At 73.7% G+C, this 23,805-nt stretch carries 22 protein-coding genes and 1 pseudogene; 12 read left to right on the top strand and 11 right to left on the bottom strand.

Translation table 11 applies throughout. From position 1 onward, the window contains the following. Positions 1 to 44: 44 nt before the first annotated feature. From ABZX85_RS48110 to ABZX85_RS48100, 3 genes are all read right to left on the bottom strand, one after another. Entirely contained in the window at positions 45 to 923 is an 879-nt protein-coding gene (locus ABZX85_RS48110; protein WP_355884644.1) for a hypothetical protein, read from the bottom strand. Between the two features lie 34 nt (positions 924 to 957). Then, a complete protein-coding gene (locus tag ABZX85_RS48105; protein ID WP_355884642.1) occupies positions 958 to 2,484 on the bottom strand; it encodes a hypothetical protein in 1,527 nt (508 codons plus the stop codon). A gap of 71 nt (positions 2,485 to 2,555) precedes the next feature. Then, positions 2,556 to 3,260 (bottom strand): GntR family transcriptional regulator, encoded by a 705-nt coding sequence (locus ABZX85_RS48100; protein ID WP_355884640.1) that lies wholly within the window; start codon positions 3,258 to 3,260, stop codon positions 2,556 to 2,558. A gap of 144 nt (positions 3,261 to 3,404) precedes the next feature. Here ABZX85_RS48100 and ABZX85_RS48095 point away from each other — a divergent pair, with 144 nt between their 5' ends. From ABZX85_RS48095 to ABZX85_RS48075, 5 genes are all read left to right on the top strand, one after another. Further along, positions 3,405 to 4,676, top strand: coding sequence for an MFS transporter (locus ABZX85_RS48095; protein ID WP_355884638.1), 1,272 nt, complete (start codon positions 3,405 to 3,407; stop codon positions 4,674 to 4,676). Next, positions 4,673 to 5,527 (top strand): putative hydro-lyase, encoded by an 855-nt coding sequence (locus ABZX85_RS48090; RefSeq protein ID WP_355884636.1) that lies wholly within the window; start codon positions 4,673 to 4,675, stop codon positions 5,525 to 5,527. Before ABZX85_RS48095 ends, ABZX85_RS48090 begins: the two co-directional genes overlap by 4 nt. After that, positions 5,524 to 6,273: a 5-oxoprolinase subunit PxpA gene (locus tag ABZX85_RS48085; RefSeq protein WP_355884634.1), complete on the top strand. Its 750-nt coding sequence runs from the start codon at positions 5,524 to 5,526 to the stop codon at positions 6,271 to 6,273. Before ABZX85_RS48090 ends, ABZX85_RS48085 begins: the two co-directional genes overlap by 4 nt. A gap of 226 nt (positions 6,274 to 6,499) precedes the next feature. Then, entirely contained in the window at positions 6,500 to 7,138 is a 639-nt protein-coding gene (gene pxpB / locus ABZX85_RS48080) for a 5-oxoprolinase subunit PxpB (protein WP_355884632.1), read from the top strand. Further along, a complete protein-coding gene (locus ABZX85_RS48075) occupies positions 7,135 to 7,998 on the top strand; it encodes a biotin-dependent carboxyltransferase family protein (RefSeq protein WP_355884630.1) in 864 nt (287 codons plus the stop codon). The genes pxpB and ABZX85_RS48075 overlap by 4 nt, the downstream gene beginning before the upstream one ends. A 154-nt stretch (positions 7,999 to 8,152) precedes the next feature. Here the strand turns inward: ABZX85_RS48075 and ABZX85_RS48070 are convergent, their stop codons facing one another. The 5 genes from ABZX85_RS48070 to ABZX85_RS48050 all read right to left on the bottom strand — a co-directional run bounded on the left by ABZX85_RS48070 (position 8,153) and on the right by ABZX85_RS48050 (position 13,931). Beyond that, positions 8,153 to 9,019, bottom strand: coding sequence for an SGNH/GDSL hydrolase family protein (locus ABZX85_RS48070; protein ID WP_355884628.1), 867 nt, complete (start codon positions 9,017 to 9,019; stop codon positions 8,153 to 8,155). Beyond that, the gene (locus ABZX85_RS48065; protein ID WP_355884678.1) at positions 9,016 to 10,347 is read right to left on the bottom strand and encodes a glycosyltransferase; all 1,332 of its coding nucleotides are present in this window, start codon (positions 10,345 to 10,347) and stop codon (positions 9,016 to 9,018) included. Before ABZX85_RS48065 ends, ABZX85_RS48070 begins: the two co-directional genes overlap by 4 nt. A gap of 80 nt (positions 10,348 to 10,427) precedes the next feature. Further along, entirely contained in the window at positions 10,428 to 11,558 is a 1,131-nt protein-coding gene (locus ABZX85_RS48060; protein WP_355884626.1) for a glycosyltransferase family 1 protein, read from the bottom strand. 226 nt (positions 11,559 to 11,784) lie between these two features. After that, entirely contained in the window at positions 11,785 to 13,203 is a 1,419-nt protein-coding gene (locus ABZX85_RS48055) for a HEAT repeat domain-containing protein (protein WP_355884624.1), read from the bottom strand. 335 nt (positions 13,204 to 13,538) lie between these two features. Beyond that, positions 13,539 to 13,931 (bottom strand): ankyrin repeat domain-containing protein, encoded by a 393-nt coding sequence (locus ABZX85_RS48050; RefSeq protein ID WP_355884622.1) that lies wholly within the window; start codon positions 13,929 to 13,931, stop codon positions 13,539 to 13,541. A gap of 272 nt (positions 13,932 to 14,203) precedes the next feature. Between ABZX85_RS48050 and ABZX85_RS48045 the strand changes: the two genes are divergently transcribed. Both ABZX85_RS48045 and ABZX85_RS48040 read left to right on the top strand, forming a co-directional pair. Next, the gene (locus ABZX85_RS48045; protein WP_019059657.1) at positions 14,204 to 14,398 is read left to right on the top strand and encodes a hypothetical protein; all 195 of its coding nucleotides are present in this window, start codon (positions 14,204 to 14,206) and stop codon (positions 14,396 to 14,398) included. 34 nt (positions 14,399 to 14,432) lie between these two features. Continuing rightward, positions 14,433 to 16,013, top strand: a complete 1,581-nt coding sequence (locus tag ABZX85_RS48040) for a hypothetical protein (RefSeq protein ID WP_355884620.1) — start codon at positions 14,433 to 14,435, stop codon at positions 16,011 to 16,013. A 106-nt stretch (positions 16,014 to 16,119) separates the two neighbouring features. Here the strand turns inward: ABZX85_RS48040 and ABZX85_RS48035 are convergent, their stop codons facing one another. Then, positions 16,120 to 17,619 carry a PLP-dependent aminotransferase family protein gene (locus tag ABZX85_RS48035; protein ID WP_355884618.1) on the bottom strand — a complete coding sequence of 500 codons (1,500 nt, stop codon included), beginning with the start codon at positions 17,617 to 17,619 and terminating at the stop codon, positions 16,120 to 16,122. Positions 17,620 to 17,719: 100 nt separating this feature from the next. On the opposite strand from ABZX85_RS48035, the gene ABZX85_RS48030 reads away from it, so the two are divergent. The 4 genes from ABZX85_RS48030 to ABZX85_RS48015 all read left to right on the top strand — a co-directional run bounded on the left by ABZX85_RS48030 (position 17,720) and on the right by ABZX85_RS48015 (position 21,179). Further along, positions 17,720 to 18,382, top strand: a complete 663-nt coding sequence (locus ABZX85_RS48030; protein WP_355884616.1) for a hypothetical protein — start codon at positions 17,720 to 17,722, stop codon at positions 18,380 to 18,382. Further along, on the top strand, positions 18,379 to 19,146 hold the full coding sequence (locus ABZX85_RS48025) for a glycerophosphodiester phosphodiesterase (RefSeq protein ID WP_355884614.1): 768 nt from the start codon (positions 18,379 to 18,381) through the stop codon (positions 19,144 to 19,146). Before ABZX85_RS48030 ends, ABZX85_RS48025 begins: the two co-directional genes overlap by 4 nt. Before the next feature lie 39 nt (positions 19,147 to 19,185). Next, positions 19,186 to 20,526, top strand: a complete 1,341-nt coding sequence (locus tag ABZX85_RS48020) for an MFS transporter (RefSeq protein ID WP_355884613.1) — start codon at positions 19,186 to 19,188, stop codon at positions 20,524 to 20,526. Positions 20,527 to 20,804: 278 nt separating this feature from the next. Next, positions 20,805 to 21,179 carry an RNA polymerase-binding protein RbpA gene (locus ABZX85_RS48015; RefSeq protein WP_010357981.1) on the top strand — a complete coding sequence of 125 codons (375 nt, stop codon included), beginning with the start codon at positions 20,805 to 20,807 and terminating at the stop codon, positions 21,177 to 21,179. Between the two features lie 109 nt (positions 21,180 to 21,288). On the opposite strand, the gene fxsA is transcribed toward ABZX85_RS48015, so the two are convergent. Both fxsA and ABZX85_RS48005 read right to left on the bottom strand, forming a co-directional pair. Next, on the bottom strand, positions 21,289 to 21,846 hold the full coding sequence (gene fxsA / locus ABZX85_RS48010; RefSeq protein ID WP_355884611.1) for an FxsA family membrane protein: 558 nt from the start codon (positions 21,844 to 21,846) through the stop codon (positions 21,289 to 21,291). A gap of 125 nt (positions 21,847 to 21,971) precedes the next feature. Continuing rightward, positions 21,972 to 22,799, bottom strand: coding sequence for a polyprenol monophosphomannose synthase (locus ABZX85_RS48005; RefSeq protein ID WP_355884609.1), 828 nt, complete (start codon positions 22,797 to 22,799; stop codon positions 21,972 to 21,974). A gap of 805 nt (positions 22,800 to 23,604) precedes the next feature. Between ABZX85_RS48005 and ABZX85_RS48000 the strand changes: the two are divergent. After that, a pseudogene (locus ABZX85_RS48000) lies at positions 23,605 to 23,805 on the top strand (hypothetical protein); the annotation flags it as partial.

Raw genomic sequence — 23,805 nt, 5'->3', positions numbered from 1 at the left:
TCGGCAGGGTTTGTGAGTGGATCGTTTTGGGAGGCGTGATCGGTTCACGCGTGGAACGGCAGCCCCGCGTCGGCCACGAGATCCAGGTCCTCGGTCTCCTCGGCGGGCATCAGCGTGGGTGTCCCGTCGGTGACCGGGACGATGCCCAGTTCCAGCAGTTCGGCGAGCGCGGCGCTGCCGGCCAGGTCCCGGACCTGGAGCTGGTAGCGGGCGGTGGTGCGGTACGTGCCGCCGTTGTCGTCGCCGGTGCGCTGGAGGAAGCCGGAGTCGGTGAGGAAGGCGACGGCCTTGCCGACGATGCCGGTGGTGGACCCGGCGAGTCTGCGGGCGTCCTTGGTCGCGCCGGTGGCGCTGCGGCGGGTCCAGACGCGCCACGCGGACTCCAGGCCGGGGGCGTCGGTCGCCGGGTCGGTGTTCTCGCCGTCCTCGGCGGCCCGCTCCTCCAGGCGCCGGCACGCCTGCCGGACGAACGCGTCGACGCCGTGGACGCTGACGCGGCCGATGTAGCCGTCGTCGGCGAGGTCCTCGGGCCGGGGGAACGCCATGGCGGCGACGGCGAGATGCGCGAGGCCGTGCAGGAAGCGGTCGCTGCCGTCGGCGGACGTCCGGCGCGCGTAGTCGCCCATGCGGACGGCGAACACGGAGTCCTCGCCTGCGGTCACAGCCATCCCCGCGCGCGGGGAGACCTCCAGGACGACGAGCCCGAGTCCGGCGGCGACGGCGTCGGCGAGCCGGGCGAACGCCGGGTCCTCGCGGTGGCGGCGCAGCAGGTCGGCGTACTCCTGGTCGCGCGCGGGCTGGAGCTTCGGCTGAAGCCCGAACGCGACGAGCCGGGCGGCGTCGGCGGCGTCGGCGGGGGTGATCGGGGCGGGGGCCGAGGGCGCGGGGGTCTCCGGCTCACTCCACTCGACGTGCTCAGTCATCGGCGTGCTCACTCACAACAAGAACTCCAGAACATCAGGCGGCCTCGGTCCGGTCCGCGGCCATCCCCGCGGCATCCAGCAGTGCGGTCCCGACGATCAGGTCGGCCCCGCCGAACTCGGGGTCGTCCAGCTCTGTCCCGTCGTCCACGGCGAACAGGAGTTTCTCCTCGCCCTGGCGGTAGGCGGTGCCCACGGCGGGGCTGGCGGCGTGGACCGCGAGGAGGGCGACCAGGTAGGGCAGTTCGGGGTCGGCGCGGCGGGCCTCGGCGAGCAGCCCGGAGAGCCTGCGGGGGGCGTCGGCCGGGAGGTCCAGCAGGACCTTGGCGGAGGCGAGCTGTTCCTCGCTGAAGCGGCTGTCGTCGGGGGTGGCGATGAGGTCGGGCTCGGGCATCTCCGCGCCGAGGTGCTCGCGCTCGACGGGGGGCGTGAGGAGGATCTCGACGAGGTCGGCGACGCGGACGGAGACGGGTGTGCGCATGCCGGTGCCGCGCGCGAAGAACGCGCCGGTGACCCGGCTCGCCTGCTCCAGGGGGAGGGGCAGCACGGGGGCGACGAGGTGGCCGTAGAGGTCTATCCCGGAGGACGTCATGGGGGTCGAGAACGCCTGGCGGTCCTGTTCGGCACGGAACAGGGGGCCGGCCTCCAGGAGGCGGGACTGGAGCTGGGTGTGGCGGCGGATGCAGTCCTTGACGATGTCGACGAGTTCGGCGGCGCGGCGCTTGTTCTCGGGGTCCTCGATCTCGTCGCGGGCCTTGCGGATGTTGGTGAGGATCGCGTTCTCGTGGCGGTAGCGGTCCGCGACGTGGTCCAGGGCCTCGGCGATCATGTCGGGCACGCTGTTGAGCCAGTCGACCGCGCGGACGTTGCGCCGGGTGGCCTCCAGGGCGCGGCGGAGCGTCTCGGAGTACTGGACGGTGCGGTAGCGGGCCTGTTCGGCGGCGAGCTGGGCGTCGGCGAGCCGACCGCGCCGGATGAGGACCTCCAGCTTGACCTCGGCGGCGATCTGCGCGCTGGTGACGTCCGTGTCGAGGGCGCCCACGAGGACGTTGACCGCCTCGTCGGTCGTGCGGAGGTAGACCGCGCCGTCGAAGCCGGGGACCTCCTCGACGAGCTTGAAGTCGTAGTCCCGGCGGACGTAGCTGCCGTCGGCCGCGAACGTGCCGTACACGGCGCGGAAGCCGCGGTCGACGCTGCCGACGTTGATCAGGTTCTCCAGGACCCAGCGGGCCACGCGTTCGTGCTCGGCGGCGGGGCGCTGGGGGGCCTGGGCGGCGATGCGGGGGAGGAGGCGGGCGACGACGTGGTCGTGGTCGGCGCCGGTGTCGAAGTCCATGTTCAGGGTGACCAGGTCGATCGCGGAGAGGGCGATCTCCGCCATGCCGTAGACCGAGTACTCGCCGGCGAGATTGGCCTTGCGGGCGTCCAGGTCGTGCAGCGGGGCCGTGCAGGCGAGGGCGCGCAGCCGACGCGCCAGGCCCTCGTCGGCGGCCGGCCCCGGTGCGGGGCGCGGCGCCGCGCTGAGCTGGGGCGGAACGCGGTCCGTCGATGCAGGCGAAGTCACGGTGCACAGCCTAGGTCCTCGGTCTGACAACGACCCAAACGCCGGGGTGCGCCGGTGGATGACGGGGCGTTCTAGGGCATGTCAGACACCCGGCGCTCGTACGCCTCCGCCACTCGTTCGAGTGAATCGCGGAGGTACTCGGCGAGCAGCCGTTCCGCCTCGGCGCGCTCCCCCGCCCGGAGCGCCTGGTGGATCTGGTGGTTTCGCGCCAGGTACGGCTCGTGCAGCGCGCGCGGGTCGTCGACCAGGTGGAAGGCGAGGCGGAGTTCGGCGAAGACGCTGCGCATGAGCTCGTCGGTGCGGGCGCTGCCCGCGAGGGCGACGAGGGCGCGGTGGAAGTGGATGTTGGCGGTGCCCAGCGATTTCCAGTCACTTTCGCGCAGCGCCGCCTGCCCCTCGGCGACCGCCCCGGCGAGCGCGTCGAGCGCGAACGGCGGCTCCCCGAGGCCCCGGACGACGGCGCACTCGACCAGCGCGCGCGTGCGGTAGATGTCCTCGACGTCCTCGACCGTCAGGACGCGCACGAAGACGCCCCGGTTGAGTTCGTGGACGAGCAGCCGTTCGTGGGTGAGCAGCCGGAACGCCTCGCGCAGGGTGTTGCGGGAGACGCCGAGGGCGCCGCCGATGCTGTCCTCGGAGAGCCGGGTCCCGGGCGGGAAGTACCCCTCGGCGATCCGGCTGCGGAGGATGTCCGCGACCCGTTCGGCCGTGCTGGTGCGCCCCAGGAGCGCACGATCGTCCGCCAGTCCCGCCTGCTGCCCCGACCGCTCCGTCATGCCCGGAATTCAACCGCAGACATCTCAACGAAACAACATGGGTATTGAAGGATCGTTCAACGATCCTCTACCTTGCTACGCATCCTGGCCAGGTACCGCACGGCTCATCCCCACGCACTCTCCGTCCCCTCTGCGAGGTGCCCCATGAGCACGACCGACACCCACTCCCCCACGACCGGCTCCGCCGACGGCCCCCTGGGCTGGCTGCGCGCCCTCGGCCCGCGCGGACGACGCGCCTTCGCGGGCGCCTTCGGCGGCTACGCCCTCGATTCGTACGACTACTTCACGCTGCCCCTGAGCATGGTCGCGCTGGCCGCGTACTTCGGCCTCGACAGCGGCCAGACCGGCCTGTTCACCACCGTCACCCTCGTCGTCTCCGCGATCGGCGGCGCCGTCGCGGGCGTCCTCGCGGACCGCATCGGACGCGTCCGCGCGCTGATGATCACCGTGATCACGTACGCCGTCTTCACCGTCGCCTGCGGCTTCGCGCCCACCTACGAGACGCTGCTGGTCTTCCGCGCCCTCCAGGGCCTCGGTTTCGGCGGCGAGTGGGCGGTCGGGGCGATCCTGGTCGCCGAGTACGCGAGCGACCGGCACCGGGGGCGCACCCTCGGCGCGATCCAGTCGTCCTGGGCCGTCGGCTGGGGTCTCGCCGCGCTGGTCTACACGCTGGTGTTCACGGTCGCCGACGACGACCTCGCGTGGCGCGTGATGTTCTGGACCGGCGCGCTGCCGGCCGTCCTCGTGCTGTGGATGCGCCGCCGCGTCCAGGACGCCCCGAAGGCGATCGCCGTCCGCGAACAGAGCGCCGGGAGGGGCTCGTTCACGGCGATCTTCAGGGGGCCGCTGCTGCGGACGACGCTGTTCGCCGGTCTGCTCTCGACGGGCGTCCAGGGCGGCTACTACACGCTGGCGACCTGGGTGCCGACCTACCTGAAGAGCGACCGGGGCCTGTCGGTCGTCGGCACGGGCGGCTATCTGACGTTCCTGATCTCGGGCGCCTTCCTCGGCTATCTGACGGGCGGTTACCTGACCGACCGGCTGGGCAGGCGGCGCAACATCTGGCTGTTCGCGCTGCTGTCGGCGGTCTGCGTCCTCGCCTACACGAACATCCCGCACGGCGCGAACACGCTCCTGCTGGTGCTCGGTTTCCCGCTCGGGTTCTGCATGTCGGCGATCTTCAGCGGCTTCGGCTCCTACCTGGCCGAGCTGTACCCGACGGCCGTCCGCGGCACCGGGCAGGGCTTCACCTACAACACCGGCCGCGCGGTCGGCGCCGTCTTCCCGACCACCGTCGGCTTCCTCGCCGACAGCTGGGGCGTCGGGGGCGCCCTGGTCTTCGGCGCGATCGGCTACGGCATCGCGGCACTGGCCCTCCTGGGTCTGCCGGAGACCAAGGGAAGGACCCTGGCGTGAACACGACCTCCTCGTACGACCGTCCCCTGACCGCCGTCGACCCGCACGCGCACGCGTGGAGCCCGAGGAAGGCCCGCGCGCGCTTCCGGGAGGGCCTCTCGGGGCCCACGGCCGGCGTGTCGCCGGGCCACACCCAGGCGAACCTGATCGCCGTCCCCGCTGACTGGGCCTACGACATGCTGCTGTTCTGCCAGCGCAACCCGAAGCCCTGCCCGGTGCTCGACGTGACCGACGCGGGCTCCTGGACGACACCGCTGGCCGAGGGCGCCGACCTGCGGACCGATCTGCCACGCTATCGGGTGTGGCGGGACGGGGAGCTGGTGGACGAACCGACGGACGCGCGCGCGTACTGGCGCGACGACCTGGTGGCGTTCCTCATCGGATGCAGCTTCACGTTCGAGTCGGCGCTGTCCCGGGCGGGCGTCCCGATCCGCCATCTCGAACAGGGCCGCAACGTCCCGATGTACGTCACCGACCGGCTCTGCCGGCCCGCCGGGCGGCTGTCGGGGCCCATGGTGGTGTCCATGCGCCCGGTGCCCGCCCGGCACCTGGAGACGGCCGTCCGCGAGACCGGGCTGCTGCCCGCCGTGCACGGCGACCCCGTCCACCTCGGCGATCCGGCGGGCCTCGGCATCGCCGACCTCGGGCGGCCCGACTTCGGCGAACCGGTGGACGCCGGGCCGGACGACATCCCGGTGTTCTGGGCCTGCGGCGTCACCCCGCAGGCGGCGGTCATGGCCTCCCGGCCGCCGTTCGCCCTCACGCACGCGCCGGGGCAGATGTTCCTGACCGACGCCCGCGACGAGCAGTACCGCGTGGGCGCCTCGGCCTTCCGACAGGAGACAGCATGATCGATCTGAACGCCGACCTCGGCGAGGGCTTCGGCCGCTGGCGGCTCACCGACGACGAACAGCTCCTCACCGTCGTCACCAGCGCCAACGTGGCCTGCGGCTTCCACGCGGGGGACCCGGTCACCATGCGGCGCGTGTGCGCGCTGGCGGCCGAGAGGGGCGTGACGATCGGCGCGCAGGTCTCCTACCGGGACCTCGCCGGGTTCGGGCGGCGCGCGATGGACGTGCCGCCCGGGGAGCTGGCCGCCGAGGTCGCCTACCAGATCGGCGCCCTGGACGTCTTCGCGCGGGCGGCGGGCGCGCGCGTGGCGTACGTCAAGCCGCACGGCGCGCTCTACAACCGGATCGTCCACGACGAGGAGCAGGCCCGCGCGGTCGTCGACGGGGTCCTCCTCGCGGGCCCCCTCCCGGTGCTCGGCCTCCCGGGCTCCCGCTTCCTGGAGCTGGCCGGGGAGGCGGGGCTGACCGCCGTCCCGGAGGCGTTCGCGGACCGCGCCTACACCGAGCGCGGGACGCTCGTCCCGCGCGGGCAGGAGGGCGCGGTCGTCGACGACCCCGAGGCGGTCGTCGAACGCTCCCTGGTCCTGGCCGGGTCCGGCCGGGTCGTCTCCCACACCGGCGTCCCCGTCGCCGTCCGCGCCCGCTCCCTGTGCCTGCACGGGGACACGCCGGGCGCGGTGGACCTCGCGCGCCGGGTGCGGCGGCGTCTTGAGGAGGCCGGGGTGCGGGTGGAGGCGTTCGCGTGAGGAGGGCTACGGTCGAGGTGAGAGGCGCGCGCGGGCGCGGTGGCGCCGGGGCGGGCTCCGTACGGGGCGCGGCCTGGGAGCGCGCCGTACAAGGCGGCGACCGGGAACGCGACCACGGCACGCGGCCGTCGCAGGCCCCGGGGACCGCACGAACACAGGTGCCGGCGCAGGCGCCCGCACCGGGACAGGCACCAGGGCATGTACGGGCCGGTCGGGAGACGCACCCATGAGCACGAACCTCCGCATCCTCCCCGTCGGCGACGACGCGCTCCTCGTCGAGGTGGCCACCGGCGCCGAGGCCGAGGCGCTGCACGCCGAGCTGAGCCGTCGCCGCTCCGCCGGGGCGCTCACGGTCCGTGAGCTGGTCCCCGCGGCCCGTACGGTCCTCCTGGACGGCCTCACGGACCCCGCCAGGACCGCCGCCGAGCTGACGGCCGCCGAGATCCCGCCGGTCACCGCCCGGACGGAGGCGGCCGTCGAGATCCCGGTGCGCTATGACGGCCCGGACCTCGCCGAGGTCGCCGCGCACTGGGGCGTCACCCCGCGTGAGGTGGCCCGCGTCCACGCGTCCACCGAGTTCCGCGTCGCCTTCTGCGGCTTCGCCCCCGGCTTCGGCTACCTCACCGGTCTGCCCGCGCGCTACGACGTCCCCCGCCGGGCCACCCCCCGGACGGCCGTCCCGGCGGGCTCGGTCGCCCTCGCGGGCCCGTACACCGGCGTGTACCCGCGCTCCTCGCCGGGCGGCTGGCAGCTGATCGGCACGACGGACGCGGTGCTGTGGGACCACGCGCGCGTGCCCGCCGCGCTGCTGTCGCCGGGCACGCGCGTGCGGTTCGTCCCGGTGGACCCGGAGGCCCGTACGTGACCGACCGTGCCCTCGCCGTCGTCCGCGCCGGCGCCCTCACGACCCTCCAGGACCAGGGCCGCCCCGGCCACGCCCACCTGGGCGTGCCGCACTCCGGCGCCCTGGACCCCGGTACGGCGGCCCTGGTCAACCGGCTCGTCGGCAACCCGGCCTCGGCGGCCGTCCTGGAGACCACCCTCGACGGCTGTGCCCTGCGCCCCCGCTGCCCGGTCACCGCGGCCGTCTCGGGCGCCCCCTGCCCGGTGACCGTGAACGGCCGTCCGGCACCTTGGGGCGCTCCGGTGCACGTCCCGGCCGGCGCCCTCCTGGAGATCGGCGCGGCCACCGCGGGCGTCCGCTCGTACGTCGCCGTCTCGGGCGGGTTCCTGGCCGAACCGGTGCTCGGCAGCCGCTCCACGGACCTCCTGTCGGGCCTGGGCCCGGCCCCCCTGGCGAACGGGACCGTCCTCCCCCTCGGCCGCCCGTCGGCCCCCGCCGCGCGCGTGGACTCGGCACCCCGCCCGGCGCCGCCCGCCGAACTGGTCCTCCACGTCACCCCGGGGCCCCGCGCCGACTGGTTCACCCCCGAGGCGCTGCACACGTTCACCACGCGCGCGTACCGCGTCTCCCCCGCCAGCAACCGCATCGGCCTGCGCACCGAAGGGCCCGTCCTGGAGCGGGCGCGGACCGGTGAACTCGCCAGCGAGGGCATGGTCCTGGGCGCCGTCCAGGTCCCGCCCGACGGGCATCCCGTCGTGTTCCTCGCCGATCACCCGACCACCGGGGGGTATCCGGTCGTCGCGGTCGCCCGCGCGGGCGATCTCGCGGCGGCGGCGCAGGCGGTGCCGGGGATCGCGGTGCGGTTCGTGGGGGTGCGGTGAGGGTGAGGGGCCGGGAGAACGGCTCCGGATCGTCCTCCGGGGGCCGGGAGAACGGCTCCGGATCGTCCTCCGGCGTCTCGCGTGCACGCCTCAGGGCCACTCGACGCCGGTGACACGCCGGGCGGCCCCTCACGTCGTCCCGTCCTCACCCCGCTCAGGCCACCTCCCCGCGCCGCTCCCGCACGGACACGGCCCCCACCGACACCGCCCCCAACGCCGCCGACACCGCGGCGGCGGCCCGCAGGTCGAGCCGGGCGCTGGTCCCGCGCGCGTGGTGGCGCAGTTCGTCGGCGGCGAGGGTGAGCAGCTGGGGCAGCAGGTCGGTGCACCGCCGGGCGACCCAGGCGCTGCCCTGGGTGGCCAGCCACCACAGGCTCGCGGAGCGGGTGGGCACCGGGTACTCCGGTTCCGGGGAGGGGGCGGGCCCGGTGGCCATCCCGGACTCGGCCAGCAGCGCGTGGAAGCGGGTCGCGAGCTGCCGGTGCCCGCGTTCGCCGGGGTGCAGCCGGTCGGCGCTCCACATCGTCCGGTCGCTGATCCAGGCCCCTTCGGCGGCGTGCAGGTGGACGGCGCCGTGCCGCTCGGACAGGGCGTGGACGACCGTGTTGACGGCCCGCCCGCGCCGGGCCAGGGGCCGGGCGAGCGCCGCCGGGAGGCCGAGCATCTCCCCCGGGTCGGGCAGACACGCGGTCAGCAGGGTCACCCCCCGGCGCGCGAAGGCGCCGTACACCGTGTCCAGGCGGGTGGCCACGGCGTGGATGTCGAACGTGCAGCGCAGGGTGTCGTTCACGCCGACGACGACGGAGACGACGTCCGGCCGCAGCGCCAGGGCCGTCGGGAGCTGGCGTTCCACCACGTCCCGGGTCTGCGCCCCGCTCACCGCGAGGTTGGTGAACGTCACCTGTTCCCCGCTGAGCCCGCCCGCCAGCAGCGCCGCCCAGCCCCGCCAGCCCTCGCCCACGGGGTCGCCCACCCCTTCGGTCAGCGAGTCCCCGAGGGCGACGAAACGGACGGGGTTCACGCGAGGCTCCGGGAGACGCCGGGACGGGACGGTATCGTCGCCGCGCCATCGGTGACGTCGGAACGGTCCGGTGGCGTCGCACCGCCGACGTCAGGACGAGACGGTACCGTCCCGACCTCCCCGCCGGCGTCAGAACGGAACGACACCGTCCCGGCCTCCCCACCGACGTCGGAACGGCCCCGTACCGTCCCCACCTCCCCGGAGCCGCCAGAACGCAACGGCACCGTCGCCTCGTGCGCGACCAGAAACGCGTCCACCGCCGCCCCCCACCCGAAACACTCCGCCCGCGCACGCGCCTCCCCCCGCCGCTCCCCCTCACCCCGGGCGAGCACGGACTCGACGGCGTCCGCGAACGCCTCCCCCCGGTCGGCGGCGACAGCCCCCGCGCCCCCGATCACCTCGGGCAGCGCGGACGAGGCGCTGACCACGACCGGTGTCCCGCAGGCCATGGCCTCCAGGGCGGCGAGCCCGAAGGTCTCGGCGGGCCCCGGGGCGAGGCACACGTCGGCGGACGCCTGGAGCGCCCCGAGGACACCCCGGTCCCCGACGTGCCCGAGGAACGTCACCGGCAGCCCCTGCGCCCGCTGTTCGAGCCGCGCCCGCAGGGGCCCGTCCCCGGCGACGACGAGCCGGGCCCGGACGCCCCGGGAGAGCAGCGCCTCCAGGGCGTCGAGGGCGGTGCCGGGCCGTTTCTCGACGGACAGCCGGGTGCAGGTGACGAGGAGGACCTCGTCGGCGCGCGCGTACCGCTCCCGCAGGCCGGCGTCCCGCAGGGCGGGGTGCCGCTGTTCTAGGTCGACGCCGAGCGGGGCGCGGACGACGTTGCGGGCGCCGATGCGGACGAACTCCCGCTCGGCGAACTCGGTGGTGCACACCACGCGCGCGTAGGTGTGCGCCGTACGGACGTTGAGGGCGTCGGCGGCGCGCCGGGCGGCGCCCTCGGGCAGGCCCCAGGTGCGCAGGACGCCGTCGGCGGTCTCGTGGGAGACCATCACGGCGGGGACCCGGGCGCGGCGTGCCCAGCGGCCGGTCCATCTGAGGGTCGTCCGGTCGGAGACCTCCAGCCGGTCGGGGCCGAGTTCCTCCAGGAGGCGGGCGACGCGGTTCCTGTCGGTGAGGACGCGGTAGCCGCCGGTGCCGGGGACGACCGGTCCGGGCAGGGTGACGACACGGCCCTGCTCGGTGTCCTGGTCGGTGTACCGGGGCCCCGGGACGATCAGCACCGGATCGTGCCCGGCCTCCCGGAACCCCTTCCCGAGCTCGCGCAGAGCGGTACGCAGCCCCCCGGAGGCGGGGGCGACGAAGTTGGCGAGGCGGACGATCCGCAGCCCTTCGCCGTTGCGGACGGTCCTGAGGGCCCCGCCGCCGAGAGCGACCGGCGGCCTCCTGCGCGTCGCCTGTTCCCCGTTCACGCCGCCACCGCCTGCCGGCGACGCGCGGCGAGGACGTCCGCGTAGTGCCCGATGAGCTGGTCCCCGACGGCGGCCCAGGTGCGTCCCTCGACCATCGTGCGCGCGGCGGCGCCGTAGGACGCCCGGCGCGCGGGATCGGCGGCGAGGGCGGCGACGGCGTCCCGTACGGCGTCGCGGTCGCCCGCCGGGAAGAGCAGCCCGGTGCGCCCGTCGGCGACCAGGTCGAGCGGGCCGCCGGCGGCGGGCGCGACGACCGGGACGCCGCTGGCCATGGCTTCCTGGACGGTCTGGCAGAACGTCTCGAACGGCCCGGTGTGTGCGAAGACGTCCAGGGAGGCGAAGATCCGGGCGAGTTCGTCGCCGGTGCGGCGGCCGAGGAAGACGGCTCCGGGGAGCTGTTCGGCGAGCGCGGGGCGGCTGGGTCCGTCGCCCACGACGACGACCTTGACACCGGGGAGCGCGCACACGCCGGAGAGCAGTTCGATGTGCTTCTCGGGGGCGAGCCGTCCGACGTACCCGACGATCGTCTCGCCGTTCGGGGCGATCTCGCGGCGGATCGCGTCGTCGCGGAGGTCGGGATGGAACCGTACCGTGTCGACGCCGCGCGGCCAGAGCTTCACGCGGGGGACGCCGTGGGCGGCGAGGTCGTGCAGGGAGGCGCTGGAGGGCGCGAGGGTGAGGTCGGCGGCGGAGTGGACGGAGCGGATGCGGCGCCAGGCGGCGGCCTCTCCGGCGCCCATGTAGGTGCGGGCGTATCCGGCGAGGTCGGTCTGGTAGACGGCGACGGCGGGGACACCGAAGCGGGCGGCGGCGGCCATGCCGCGCACACCGAGGACGAAGGGGCTGGCCAGGTGGACGACGTCGGGGCGGTGCTCGACGATCGTCGCGGCGAGGCGCCGGCTGGGGAGGGCGACGCGGACCTGGGGGTAGCCGGGGAGCGGGAGGGAGGGGATGTGGACGACGGGGCAGGGCGCCGAGGCGTCCGGCCGGTGTCCCGGCGCGGGGGCCGGGGCGACGACGACGGGGGCGTGACCGCGATCTACGAGGTGCCGGGCGGTCTGGAGCGCGCAGTGGGCCACGCCGTTCACGTCGGGGGGAAAGGATTCGGTCACGATGACGACACGCATACGGGTGTTGTCTCCGCGCCGGACGTGAACGCGTCAAAGTGGATCTTTCCGAACGACGAACGCCGCATGAGCGTTGAACTGCACACCCGAGCAGGTCAGACGGTGTCCATGTCCGTCTGACCCGAGGGTCGTCGGGTGTTCACCCGGCGGGCGGAAGGGAGCCCGTTTCGATCACGGGAGGAGGCCCGTTCCGGTCAGAAACGATCACTCGAAGGCGCAGGGTCGCTCACATGGCAGCCGTGTCCGGCCCGATCCGGCTCCGTACGGCCGTCTGGACCTCCGCCTCCTCGGCGGGGTCGGCGGCGAGCCGGCGCAATCGTTCGACCACGCGCGCGTCACCGGTCTCGGCGTGCCGGGCGGCGACCTCTCTGGTGGTCTCCTCGCAGTCCCAGAGGCATTCGACGGCGAAGCCGGTGGCGAAGGAGGGGTCGGTGGCGGCGAGGGCCTGGGCGCAGTGGCCGCGCAGATGGGAGGAGGCCGTCTCGCGGTAGATGTGGCGCAGGACGGGGGCGGCGCAGACGATGCCGAGGCGTCCGGCGCCGTCGACCAGGGGCCACAGGGCGGGGGCGTCGCAGCCCTCGCCGCGCACGGCCTCCCGCAGGGCGCCGAGGACGAGGTCGCTGTCGCGGGAGGCGCCCCGGCAGGCGAGGACGCGGCCGGCGGCGGCGCCGAGCGCGTCGGGCCGGTGGACCCAGCCGCGCGCGCGGTCGACGGCGGCGACGCTGCGCATCCGTTCGAAGGCGTCCACGGCGGCCTCGACGACCGGGGTCGTACCGGTGGCGACGGCCTGTTCGACGAGGTCGAGGACGTCGGGGTCGTGGCTGTCGGCGAGATAGCGCAGCGCGGTGCAGCGGGCGCCCTCGGTGCCGTCCTGGGCGGCCCGGACGATCTCCGGGCGGTCCTCGGGACCCGCGACGGCCGCGAGACAGCGGGCGGCGGGCACATGGAGCGCGGCGCCCCGCTCGACGCCCTGCTGGGCCCACTCGAAGACGGCGGCGACGCTCCAGCCGGGGCGTGGCCCGCTGGGGCTCATCTGGCGCTGCCAGCGGTCGAAACAGCCGGTCTCCTGGGCGGCCCGCACCCGTGCCGAGACGTACTCGCGGGGGTCCTCGGCCCACAGCCGCCAGGGCCGGGGCTCGAAGGCGTCGCGGACGGTCGCGGCGAGTTCGGCCTCGCCCTCGGCGTCGGTGGCGAACCGGGCGAGCACGGGCATGGCGAGGGCGCGCAGGCCGGTGTCGTCGTCGCGCAGGGCGAGTTCGTCGAGGGCCCAGGCCCAGTTGGCGCCCGAGGTGGCGTACCGGCGCAGCAGCCACAGGGCGTCGCGCCTGCCGTAGGAGGCGAGGTGGCCGAGGACGGCGAGGGCGAGTCCCGTGCGGGACTCCTCGGTGTCGAAGGCGTCCTCGGCGTCGAAGAGATGCGCCTCGATGTCGTCCAGCTCGCCGTTCAGGTCGAGGTAGAGACGGGCGTAGTACAGGGAGCGGTTCTCCACCTGCCAGTCGTGGCGTGGATCGCGCAGCACACAGTGGTTCAGGGCCGCGAGCGCCTCGGCTCGCGGTGCGGTGAGCGCGTGCAGCGTGCCGTCGCCGCGGCCCCTCTGGAGGAGGCCGAGCAGGGTTCCGCTGGGCGCTATGACCGGATCGAACATGGGAAACAGCCTCACATCAAGCGTCGACGCAACCGGGGATCGTGCACTACCTGGCCGCGTGACAACACGTCGGGGCGCCCGCCGTCTCTTGCTTGCTGTAGACCATCTTCCTCTGCCTCTCGTCGGTGGCCCATGCGGGCCGCATCACGGCCCACGCGGTGCGGCAACACCTGCCCAGCCATCATGTCCGTGAATCACGACGTCATGATGACCCGGGCGTTCTGCCTGCCGCGACCGAAATTTCCGGCGGCCTTGTACCGCCTCCCCCGTTGTGGTCGATTTACCTGCTGAAAATCTGTTTATCACCTGGTGAGCGCCGCCCCGAGGGCCGCCGTTCACCTCACACCGAACAGCTCCAGGAGCTCACTGCGGCCGAACATCCGGGCGGTGTCGACGGCCGACGGGGTGCCCTCGGCGGGGTCGGCGCCGGCTGCCAGGAGGACCCGGACGACCTCCGTCTCCCCCTTGAACGCGGCCCCCGCGAGCGGGGTCTGGCCTCGGTCGTTGACGTCCCCCGCGGGCGCGCCCCGGTCCAGGAGCGCCCGGACGGCACCGGCGTGGCCGTGGTAGGCGGCGAGCATCACGAGGGAGTCGCCGCGGTCGTTGGTGAGGTTGGCCGGAACGCCCGCGTCCACGTACGCCACGAGCGCCTCGGTCCGACCCTGCCGGGCCAGATCGAAGATCTTGGTCGCCAGCTCCACGACCTCGGGGTCGGGGGCTTCAGCCATCGGTTCGGACCGCCTCTCGGACGCCGGCGCTGTGCCGTACGGGTGAATCGACAGGGTACTGGCTCGTCGCGCACATGGGTGGCACCCCCTGTGGCAAAGATCACGAACAGTCCCGTTCGAGACGATCCTCCCCTCGGGGCAGCGCAAGCGGGGTTCCGCCGAACGAGGGAAAATCGCCGAAATTCACCCTTTCACACCTTTTATCGTATAGATACATCCTGTGAGGCTGGAAGTACTCATGGTGACTGTCCCCTCTAGCCAGGAGAACTCAAATGATCCTGTCCATGTCAGGCGTGGTCCTGCTCGGCATCATCGTCTTCCTCTTCTTCAAGAAGGACGGGCTGAAGGCGTCCCACGCGCTGGTGGCCGCTCTCTTCGGGTTCTACATGGCCAGCACGGCCATCGCCCCGAGCATCAAGGCCGGCGGCGAGAGCCTGGCGAGCCTGCTCGGCGGCATCAAGTTCTGACCCCACGTCCGGCACGCACCTCCAGGAGACACGAGTGGCACGGCGCCCTCTCCCCCGCATTCTGAAGCCAGGCAGCGCGCAGCTCGCCCGGAGCCGGGAGCTGGCCCGGACGGCGGCCGACAGCGCCACGGACGTCCTCCACCCGCTGATCACGATCTCCCGCGGGCTGCGCCGACTGGCCTCGGCCGGGCGGCGCAGATGGGCCGAGACCCCCAAGGACAAGCGCGGGCCGCTGCTGTTCCTGGTGGCCTCGGTGGTCCTGGTGGTGGCACTCGTGCCGTACGGGCCGCTGCTCGCCGTCGTCGCGCTGATGGCGGCGGCGGCCTGGCAGGGCCGGGACCGCACCCCACCGGCCCCGGAAGGCCCCGACGAGGCCCAGACGACCCGGCTGGGCTCGCTGTACGAGGCCCTCGTCCCGTACTTCTCGACCACCGAGGACCCCACCCCCCTGTACGCCCACGGCGGCGACTGGGAGAAGGCGTTCCCGGCGTACGAGTTCGACGACGCGGGCCGCGTCGCCCGGCTGAGGGTCCGCTACCCGGCGTACTTCCCGGACGGCGAACCGGAGGCACGCGCGCGCGTGGAGCAACTGCTCGCCGCCAAGGCCGGCCGGGGCCGCGAGTACCTCTTCGCCTGGGACGAGGAGGGCAACGAGCTCACCGTCGACGTCCTCGCCCCGCTCCCCACCGACATCTCCGCCCAGCGTTTCGTCACCGCCCCCGGCGAGACGGTCCTGGGCTTCACCGACCCCACCCACACCCAGCGCACGCTCCCCCTCACCCACGGCGAGGAGCCGCGCGACGTCCCGCCGGTCGTCTGGCGCACCGGCATCCGCTCCACGGAGCCCCACCTCCTGGCCGTCGGCCAGCCCGGCACCGGCACCTCCACGCTCCTGCGCTCCATCGCCCTCCAAGCCCTCCAGTACGGCGACGTCCTCGTCGTCGACGGCGGCGCCACCGGCGAGTACGCCTGCCTGACCGGCCGGGACGGCGTCCTGGGCGTCGAGGTCGGGCTCGCGGGCGCGCAGACGGCTCTGGAGTGGGCGGCGCAGGAGACGGAACGGCGGCTGATCACCGCCAACCACGCCCGGCAGGCGGGGCACCCCCCGCCCGAGGACACCAAGCGCCCCCTGTGGATTCTCCTGGACCGTCCGACCGCCTTCACCCACCTGGCGGCGGCCGACGGCCAGAAGGACCCCCAGCCCCACCTCCAGGCCCCCCTCAGGCACGGCCGCGCCGCCCAGGTGACGGTCGTCGTGACGGAACAGTTCGACGCGCTGGACGCCCTCGGGGACGCCGTACGGCAGCACACCCGCGCGCGCGTGGTGCTCGGCCCGGCCACCCCCCACCAGCTGGCGGCCGTCCTCGGCACTCCCCCGCACACCACCCCCGTCGACCACATGCCCCCGGGCCGCGGCTACGCCCGCCTCGGCACCGGCCCGGTCCACCGCCTCCAGGTCCCGGCGACCCCGGACCCGTACGACGACGCCACCAGCGACGCCGACCGGCAGGCCGTCCTCGACCTCCTGCCACCACGCAGCGCCCCGGTGGACGCGGACACGGTGTCGGTGAAGACGGTCTCCATGGAGAAAGCGGTGTCCATGGAGAAGGCGTGACCCTCCAGATCCCGCCGAGCCCTACCGGTAAGGGGCGTCCTCTACAGAGGGCGCCCCTTACAACGTCACGGCAGCGCCAGCACGCACCAACGCCCCGCCACACCCCTCACGCCACGAACGTCCGAGGCGTCTCCCCACCCCCCGACCGCCCGCTCTCCACCAGCCCCGCAGCCGCCGCGAGCCGCGAAGCCGCCTCCTCGGCCACCGCGCCCCCCACCGTGAACGGCAGCCGCACATACCCCTCGAAGGCCCCGTCCACCCCGAACCGCGGCCCGGACGGCACCCGCACCCCCACCCGCTCCCCCGCCTCCGCGAGCCGCGAGCCGGACAGCCCCCCGGCCCGCACCCAGAGCGTGAGCCCTCCCCGGGGCACCGAGAACTCCCAGGCGGGCAACCGCTCGCGCAGCGCGGCCACCAGCGCGTCCCGGTTCCCCCGGGCCTGCGCACGCCGCTCCTCCACCGCCTTCTCCCAGCCCCCGGTCGAGAACAGCCAGTTCACGGCGAGCTGCTCCAGCACCGGCGTCCCCAGGTCGGCGTACGCGCGGGCGGCGACGAGGCTGCGGATGACGTCCGGCGCGGCCCGCACCCAGCCGATGCGCATCCCCGCCCAGAACGCCTTGCTGGCCGACCCGACGGTGATCACGGTCGACCCGGCGGGGTCGAACCCGCACACGGGGCGCGGCATCGAGACGTCCTCGTCGAGCCAGAGTTCGATCATCGTCTCGTCGGCCACCAGCACCGTCCCGGCGGACCGGGCCGCCTCCACGAGCCGGCGCCGCTGGTCGTCGTCGGCGAGCGCGCCGGTCGGGTTGTGGAAGTCGGCGACGACGTAGGCGATGCGCGGCGCGGCCTCCCTGAGGACCTGCCGCCAGCGGTCCATGTCCCACCCGGCGAGCCCCTCGGCCATCGCGACGGGCACCAGCCGCGCGCCCGCCTCCCGCATGAGCTGGAGGATGTTGGCGTACGACGGCGACTCCACGGCGATCCGCTCGCCGCGCCCGCCGAACAGGTGGCAGATCGCGTCGATGGCGCCCATCGCGCCCGTGGTCACCATGATCTGCTCGGGCATCGTGGGAATCCCGCGCGCGGTGTACCGCTCGGCGATCATCGCTCGCAGGGTCGGCAGCCCGGCGGGATAGTCGCCGTGGGTGTGCGCGTACGGCGGCAGCTCCTCCAGGGCGCCCCGGACGGCCCGGGTGAGCCATGGCTCGGGGGCGGGGAGGGCCGCGCAGCCCAGGTCGATCATGGAGCCCAGGGACTCGGGGGGCAGCGGTTCGAGCCCGCGCGCGGGCAGCGGGTTCCCGGCGGGCACGACGGTCCAGCTGCCGGCCCCGCGCCGCGACTCCAGGAACCCCTCCGCGCGCAGCGCCTCGTAGGCCGCCGCGACGGTCGTCCGGCTCACGGACAGCGCGAGGGCCAGTTCGCGTTCGGCGGGCAGCCGGGCGGCCACCGGGACCCGGCCCTCCAGCACCAGCAGCCGTACGCCGTCGGCGAGCGCCCGGTAGGCGGGCGGGCGGCGGGTTCCGGGGCCGGCGGGGCGCTCCTGCTGGGACGTCAGCAGGCGTGCGAGTTGCGCCGGCCCCACCGCCGAGGTCCACTGCGCCATTGAGATCAGTCCACCTTCCCCGAATTGGCCATGGAAGCACTGTCCTTCCCACCCACAGAGTGACACGCACCAGTCCACTTCCACCATCAGGGGGTCCCCCTTGTTCGCCTCGGCCACCCGCCACCGCCTCGGACGCCGCCTCGTCCAGCTCTACGTCGGCCTCGCGCTGTACGGCGCCAGCGCGGCCCTTCTGGTGCGGGCCGGGCTCGGTCTGGAGCCGTGGGGCGTGCTGCACCAGGGGCTCGCCGAGCTGACCGGGCTGACGATCGGCGAGGTCGCGATCGTCGTCGGCGCGCTCGTGCTGCTGCTGTGGATTCCGCTGCGCCAGCGCCCGGGGCTCGGGACGGTCTCCAACGTGTTCGCCGTCGGCCTCGCGATGGACGCCACGCTCGCTCTGGTCCCCGACGCGCACGGGCTGGCCCTGCGCGTGCCGCTGATGGTCACGGGGATCGTGCTGAACGGCGTGGCCACCGGGCTGTACATCGCGGCGGCGTTCGGGCCGGGGCCGCGGGACGGGCTGATGACGGGGCTGCACCGGCGTACGGGCCGGTCCATCCGGCTGATGCGGACGGCGATCGAGGTGGCCGTGGTGGCGACCGGGTTCGCGCTGGGCGGGACGCTCGGGGTCGGGACGGTGCTGTACGCGCTTTCGATCGGACCGCTGGCGCAGCTCTTCCTGAAGGTGTTCGCCGTCGGGGCGGCACCACGCGGCAGCGCGGCCGTTGCCACCGGGACACCGGAGGACGCCATACTGCGGCGGTGACCACGCTGATACGCCACCCGTACCTCGACCACCCGGGCCCCATCCCGTTCGCGCACCGAGGCGGGGCGGCGGACGGCCTGGAGAACACCGTGGCGCAGTTCCGGCGCGCGGTGGAGCTCGGCTACCGGTACATCGAGACCGACGTGCACGCCACCCGCGACGGCAAACTGGTCGCCTTCCACGACCCGACGCTGGACCGGGTCACCGACGGCGCAGGCCGGATCGCGGACCTGCCGTGGGCGGACGTCGCCCACGCGCGCGTGCGGGGCGACGAACCCGTACCGCTCTTCGAGGAGCTGTTGGAGACGTTCCCCGAGGTGCGCTGGAACGTCGACATGAAGGCCGAGCCGGCGATGCACCCGCTGCTCAACCTGATCGCCCGCACGAACTCCTGGGACCGCGTCTGCGTGGGCTCCTTCTCGGAGGCCCGGGTGATCCGCGCCCAGCGTCTGGCCGGTCCGCGCCTGGCGACGTCGTACGGCACCCGGGGGGTGCTGAACCTGCGGCTGCGGTCCTGGGGCGTGCCCGCGACGGTGCGGCGCTCGGCGGTCGCCGCGCAGGTCCCGGAGGCCCAGTCGGGCATCCAGGTGGTGGACCGGCGCTTCGTGCGCGCGGCCCACGCGCGCGGGCTCCAGGTGCACGTGTGGACGGTGAACGAGCCCGAGCGGATGCACCGGCTCCTGGAGCTCGGTGTGGATGGCATCATGACCGATCACATCGACACGCTGCGCGAGGTCATGGAGGAGCGGGGCGCCTGGGCCTGAGGGTCTCGCGCGGCGGCGCAACGGGGAAGCGAGGCACGGGTGGGCAGCTCGGACACCCTGGTGGCGGACGCCACGGACCGGCGGCGCGAACAGCGCGGCTGGTACTTCTACGACTGGGCGTGCTCGGTCTACTCGACGAGCGTCCTGACCGTGTTCCTCGGCCCCTATCTGACGTCGGTCGCCGAGAACGCGGCGGACGCCGACGGGTACGTCCATCCGCTGGGGATTCCCGTGCGCGCGGGGTCGTTCTTCGCGTACTCGGTGTCCCTGTCGGTGATCGTGGCCGTCGTCCTGATGCCGCTCGTGGGCGCCGCCGCCGACCGGTCGGGCCGTAAGAAGCCGCTGCTGGGGATCACGGCGTACACGGGCGCGGCGGCGACGCTGGGGATGTTCCTGCTGGACGGCGACCGCTATCTGCTGGGCGGGGTGCTGCTGGTCGTCGCGAACGCCTCCCAGGCCGTGTCGATGATGCTGTACAACTCCTACCTGCCGCAGATCGCCGGCCCGGAGGAGCGCGACGCGGTCTCCTCGCGCGGGTGGGCGTTCGGGTACGCGGCCGGGTCGATCGTCCTGGTCGTCGATCTGGTGCTGTATCTGGCGCACGACTCGTTCGGGGTGTCCGAGTCGACGGCCGTGCGGATCTGTCTGGCGTCGGCGGGCCTGTGGTGGGGCGGGTTCACGCTGATCCCCCTGCTGCGGCTGCGCGACCGGCCGACGGCCCCGCGCGCGGAGGGCACCTCCCCGGGCCTCAGGCAGTTCGTGGCGACGATCCGGGACATGCGCCGCCACCGGCTGACCCTCGCCTTCCTGCTGGCCTACCTGATCTACAACGACGGCATCCAGACGGTGATCTCCCAGGCGTCCGTCTACGGCTCCGAGGAGCTGGGCCTGAGCCAGTCCACGCTCATCGCGGCCGTCCTGCTGGTGCAGGTGCTGGCGGTGGCGGGCGCCCTCGGCATGGGCCGCCTCGCCCGGACGTACGGCGCCAAGCGGACGATCCTCGGCTCCCTGGTCGCCTGGACGCTCACCCTGGGCGCGGGCTACTTCCTGCCCGCCGGGAATCCGGTCGGTTTCTTCCTGCTGGCCTCGGCCATCGGGATGGTTCTCGGCGGCAGTCAGGCCCTCTCCCGCTCCCTCTTCTCGCACCTGGTGCCGCCCGGCAAGGAGGCCGAGTACTTCTCCGCGTACGAGATGAGCGACCGGGGCATGAGCTGGCTGGGCCCGCTGCTCTTCGGCATCACCTACCAACTGACCGGTAGTTACCGGGACGCGATCATCTCCCTGGTGGCCTTCTTCGTCATCGGGTTCGTGCTGCTCGCGAGGGTTTCGGTGAAGGAGGCGATCAGCGACGCGGGGAATCCCGTACCCGAGAAGATTTAGCGCTCAAGGCGAAAGGGCGGTAGTGTACGCGTTTGGCCTGCCAGGCGTACCGTTACTGCGCGTCAAAGATGCCGAAACGCTGTGTCACATCTCCGATCAGATGTGACAAAGCGGGCGCCTGTGGGTACTGCACTGGTTGACAAGGCTGCGGCTACGACGGCGACGCACGACCCGGAACGGGACTCGGGACGGGAATCTTTACCGCCGACCGGACGTTGACCGGATGACGACGACAGCGACACCTGTCCTGTGGGCGACAAGCCCGGGAGGCACGATTCATGAGTGAGCGAGCTCTTCGCGGCACGCGCCTCGTGGTGACCAGCTACGAGACGGACCGCGGCATCGACCTGGCCCCGCGCCAGGCCGTGGAGTACGCATGCGAGAAGGGGCACCGCTTCGAGATGCCCTTCTCGGTCGAGGCGGAGATTCCGCCGGAGTGGGAGTGCAAGGTCTGCGGAGCGCAGGCACTCCTCGTGGACGGCGACGGCCCTGAGGAGAAGAAGGCCAAGCCCGCGCGTACGCATTGGGACATGCTGATGGAGCGGCGCACCCGCGAGGAACTCGAAGAGGTTCTTGAGGAGCGCCTGGCTGTACTGCGGTCCGGGGCGATGAACCTTGCGGTGCATCCCCGGGACAGCCGTAAGTCCGCTTAGCTCCTCGGAGCTTCGGCCGCACTTCAGCACTGAATGACCGCGGGCGCCGTACGCGAAGGTTGCGTACGGCGCCCGCGGTCTTTCGGCTGCCCGGAAGGGCCCGGAGGGCTCAGTACGTCAGCGGCGGGCGCTGGTCCTGCGGGCCGTCCGCCCGGCTGCCGTCCTCGCGGATGACCTCGCCCTGGACGACTTTGCCGTCGGGGCGGTGGATACGGGCCTGCTGGAAGGCGTCCCCGAGGGTGCCGGGGCCGGCCGCGCGGAGCCTGCGCTCCACCGCGCGCTCCGCGTAGGCGGAGAGGGCCTTCTGGACCGGGGGGATCAGCAGGAGCAGGCCGAAGGCGTCGGAGATCAGGCCCGGGAGCATCAGGAAGAGGCCGCCGAGCATCATGAAGCCGTTGCCGCCGCTCGCCGCCGGGGAGCCGCCGCGTTGCAGCGCCTCGTTCAGCGCGCGGAAGGCGCGGCGGCCCGCGCGCTTGATGACCACGGAGCCGAGGACGATCCCGGCGATCAGCAGGAGGAAGACGACGAAACCGCTCGCCGCCTTCGCAACCACGGTCAGCAGCCAGATCTCCAGCACCAGCCAGGCCGCGATCCCGAGCGGCAGGAACGTCCGCACGCGGGAGCGCGGGGGCCGGACGGAGGACGTGGGGGTCGATGCGCCAGTCATGCCTCCAGTGTGCCTGGAAGCGGCTCAGAGCGGCATAAGGGCATGATCGGCCCGAGCTGTACGGGTATCGGGCCGAGCTGTGCGGGTACCGCCGCGCCTCCCGGGCCCCCGCCCCCACCTCCGCGTTACGGCTGCTGCCCCTCCACCCGGCGCGCGGGCGCCGACTTGGACGTCTTGCCGGTGATCTTGCCGACCCGCTCCGAGGCGCCCCACGCGGTGACCCGCCACAGCGCCTCGACCATGATGTCCCGGCTCATCTTGGAGTCACCGAGCTCCCGCTCGACAAACGTGATGGGCACCTCGACGACGTGGAACCCGGCCTTCACGGCGCGGCGGGCCAGGTCGACCTGGAAGCAGTAGCCCTGGGAGGCGACCTCGTCGAGGCCGAGCCCTTCGAGGGTCTCGCGACGGAAGGCTCGGTAGCCGCCGGTGATGTCGCGCAACGAGAGGTCGAGCGCGAGGCGGGAGTAGAGGCTGCCGCCCCGGGAGATGAACTCGCGGGTCTTGGGCCAGTTGACGACCCGGCCGCCGGGGACCCAGCGGGAGCCGAGGACCAGGTCGGCGCTCTTCAGGGCGGTCAGCAGCCGGGGCAGTTCCTCGGGCTGGTGGGAGCCGTCGGCGTCCATCTCGACGAGGACGCCGTAGCCGTTGTCCATGCCCCAGCGGAAGCCCGCGAGGTAGGCGGCGCCGAGGCCCTCCTTGCCCTTGCGGTGCATCACGTGGACGTGGTCGTCGCCCGCCGCCAGCTCGTCGGCCAGCTTGCCGGTGCCGTCGGGGCTGTTGTCGTCCGCCACGAGGATGTGGGCCTCCGGGACCGCCTCGCGCACCCGGCCGACGATGCGCTTGATGTTCTCCGCCTCGTTGTAGGTCGGAATGATCACCAAGGCATCGCCCAGGGGGCCGAACCGCCGCCCGCGATCCTGTGCCGCGAGGGTCCCGTCGCCGTCGTTCACCGCTACCCCTTCAAGTCGTACGCAGGGGACCACCATAGTGGTCGCCGTCTGCGGCGACATGCCGGATCGTGCCTACAGTGGTGTCGAATCCCCAAGAGTGGGGTAAGACTGCACGTTCGCCGGCCCCGCTCCCCCACGACGGGGTGTACGCGGAGGGTGTGCGAGGTGAACTCTGCGGGTGGAGGCCCGGCGCCCTTCGGGCCGACCAGGGGCCCGCTGGCTGCGGGTCGACCGAAAGCCGTTGTCTACTGAACGCCGGGCCCCACCCGGGTCGCACCTCCCCGTTCGGCGGAACGTTCCGTCGCCGCTGTGCGAGCGCTGGGCCTGGCTGCCAGTGGCGGTGCCCGGGGCGGTGCACCGTCCCTGACCCAGCGGCGCCGCGGCGGCCGTGGAGGTTCCCCGGCGGGGCGTCCGGCAGTGGACTCGCCGAACCTACCTGTCCCCCGCCGCTCGCTGTCAACACCCGTTCGACCTGCACTTCTCTCCTCAACGCCCTGGTCAGAAGCAAGACAACCGAAACCGGGCGAGCCCGCGCAGACGGGTGATCTTGGGACGGCCGGGGGGTGGGGGTCACTCGGGCGGGCGTAGGGGGTGGGTGGGTGAGGTGGCGGGGCCGGGGTGGCGGGGTTCTTGGGCGGGCGTCGGGTGCGGGAGGTGGGGGCGTGCGTGGGGTTTTGGGTGCGCGGGGCGTGGCGGTGTGCGGGGTCCGTTCGGCGGGCGCCGTGCACGGGTCGGCGTCCGGGACCGGCGCGCTCCGTCCGGCAGGCAGCAGACACCGGGCGCGAGGCGCCGTCCGGCGGACGCCGTGCGCAGGTCGGCATCCAGAACCGGCGGTAGCCGTTCGGCGGGCGCCGGGCACGAGGCACCGTCCGGCGGACGCCGTGCGCAGGTCGGCATCCAGAACTGGCGTTCGGCGGGCAGCGGGCAGCGGGCAGCGGGCAGCGGGCAGCGGGCAGCGGGCAGCGGGCAGCGGGCAGCGGGCAGCGGGCAGCGGGCAGCGGGCAGC

The organism is Streptomyces sp. NPDC004539, assembly GCF_040610055.1.
Taxonomy (GTDB): domain Bacteria; phylum Actinomycetota; class Actinomycetes; order Streptomycetales; family Streptomycetaceae; genus Streptomyces.
This window is presented reverse-complemented; position numbering and strand designations above follow the sequence as displayed.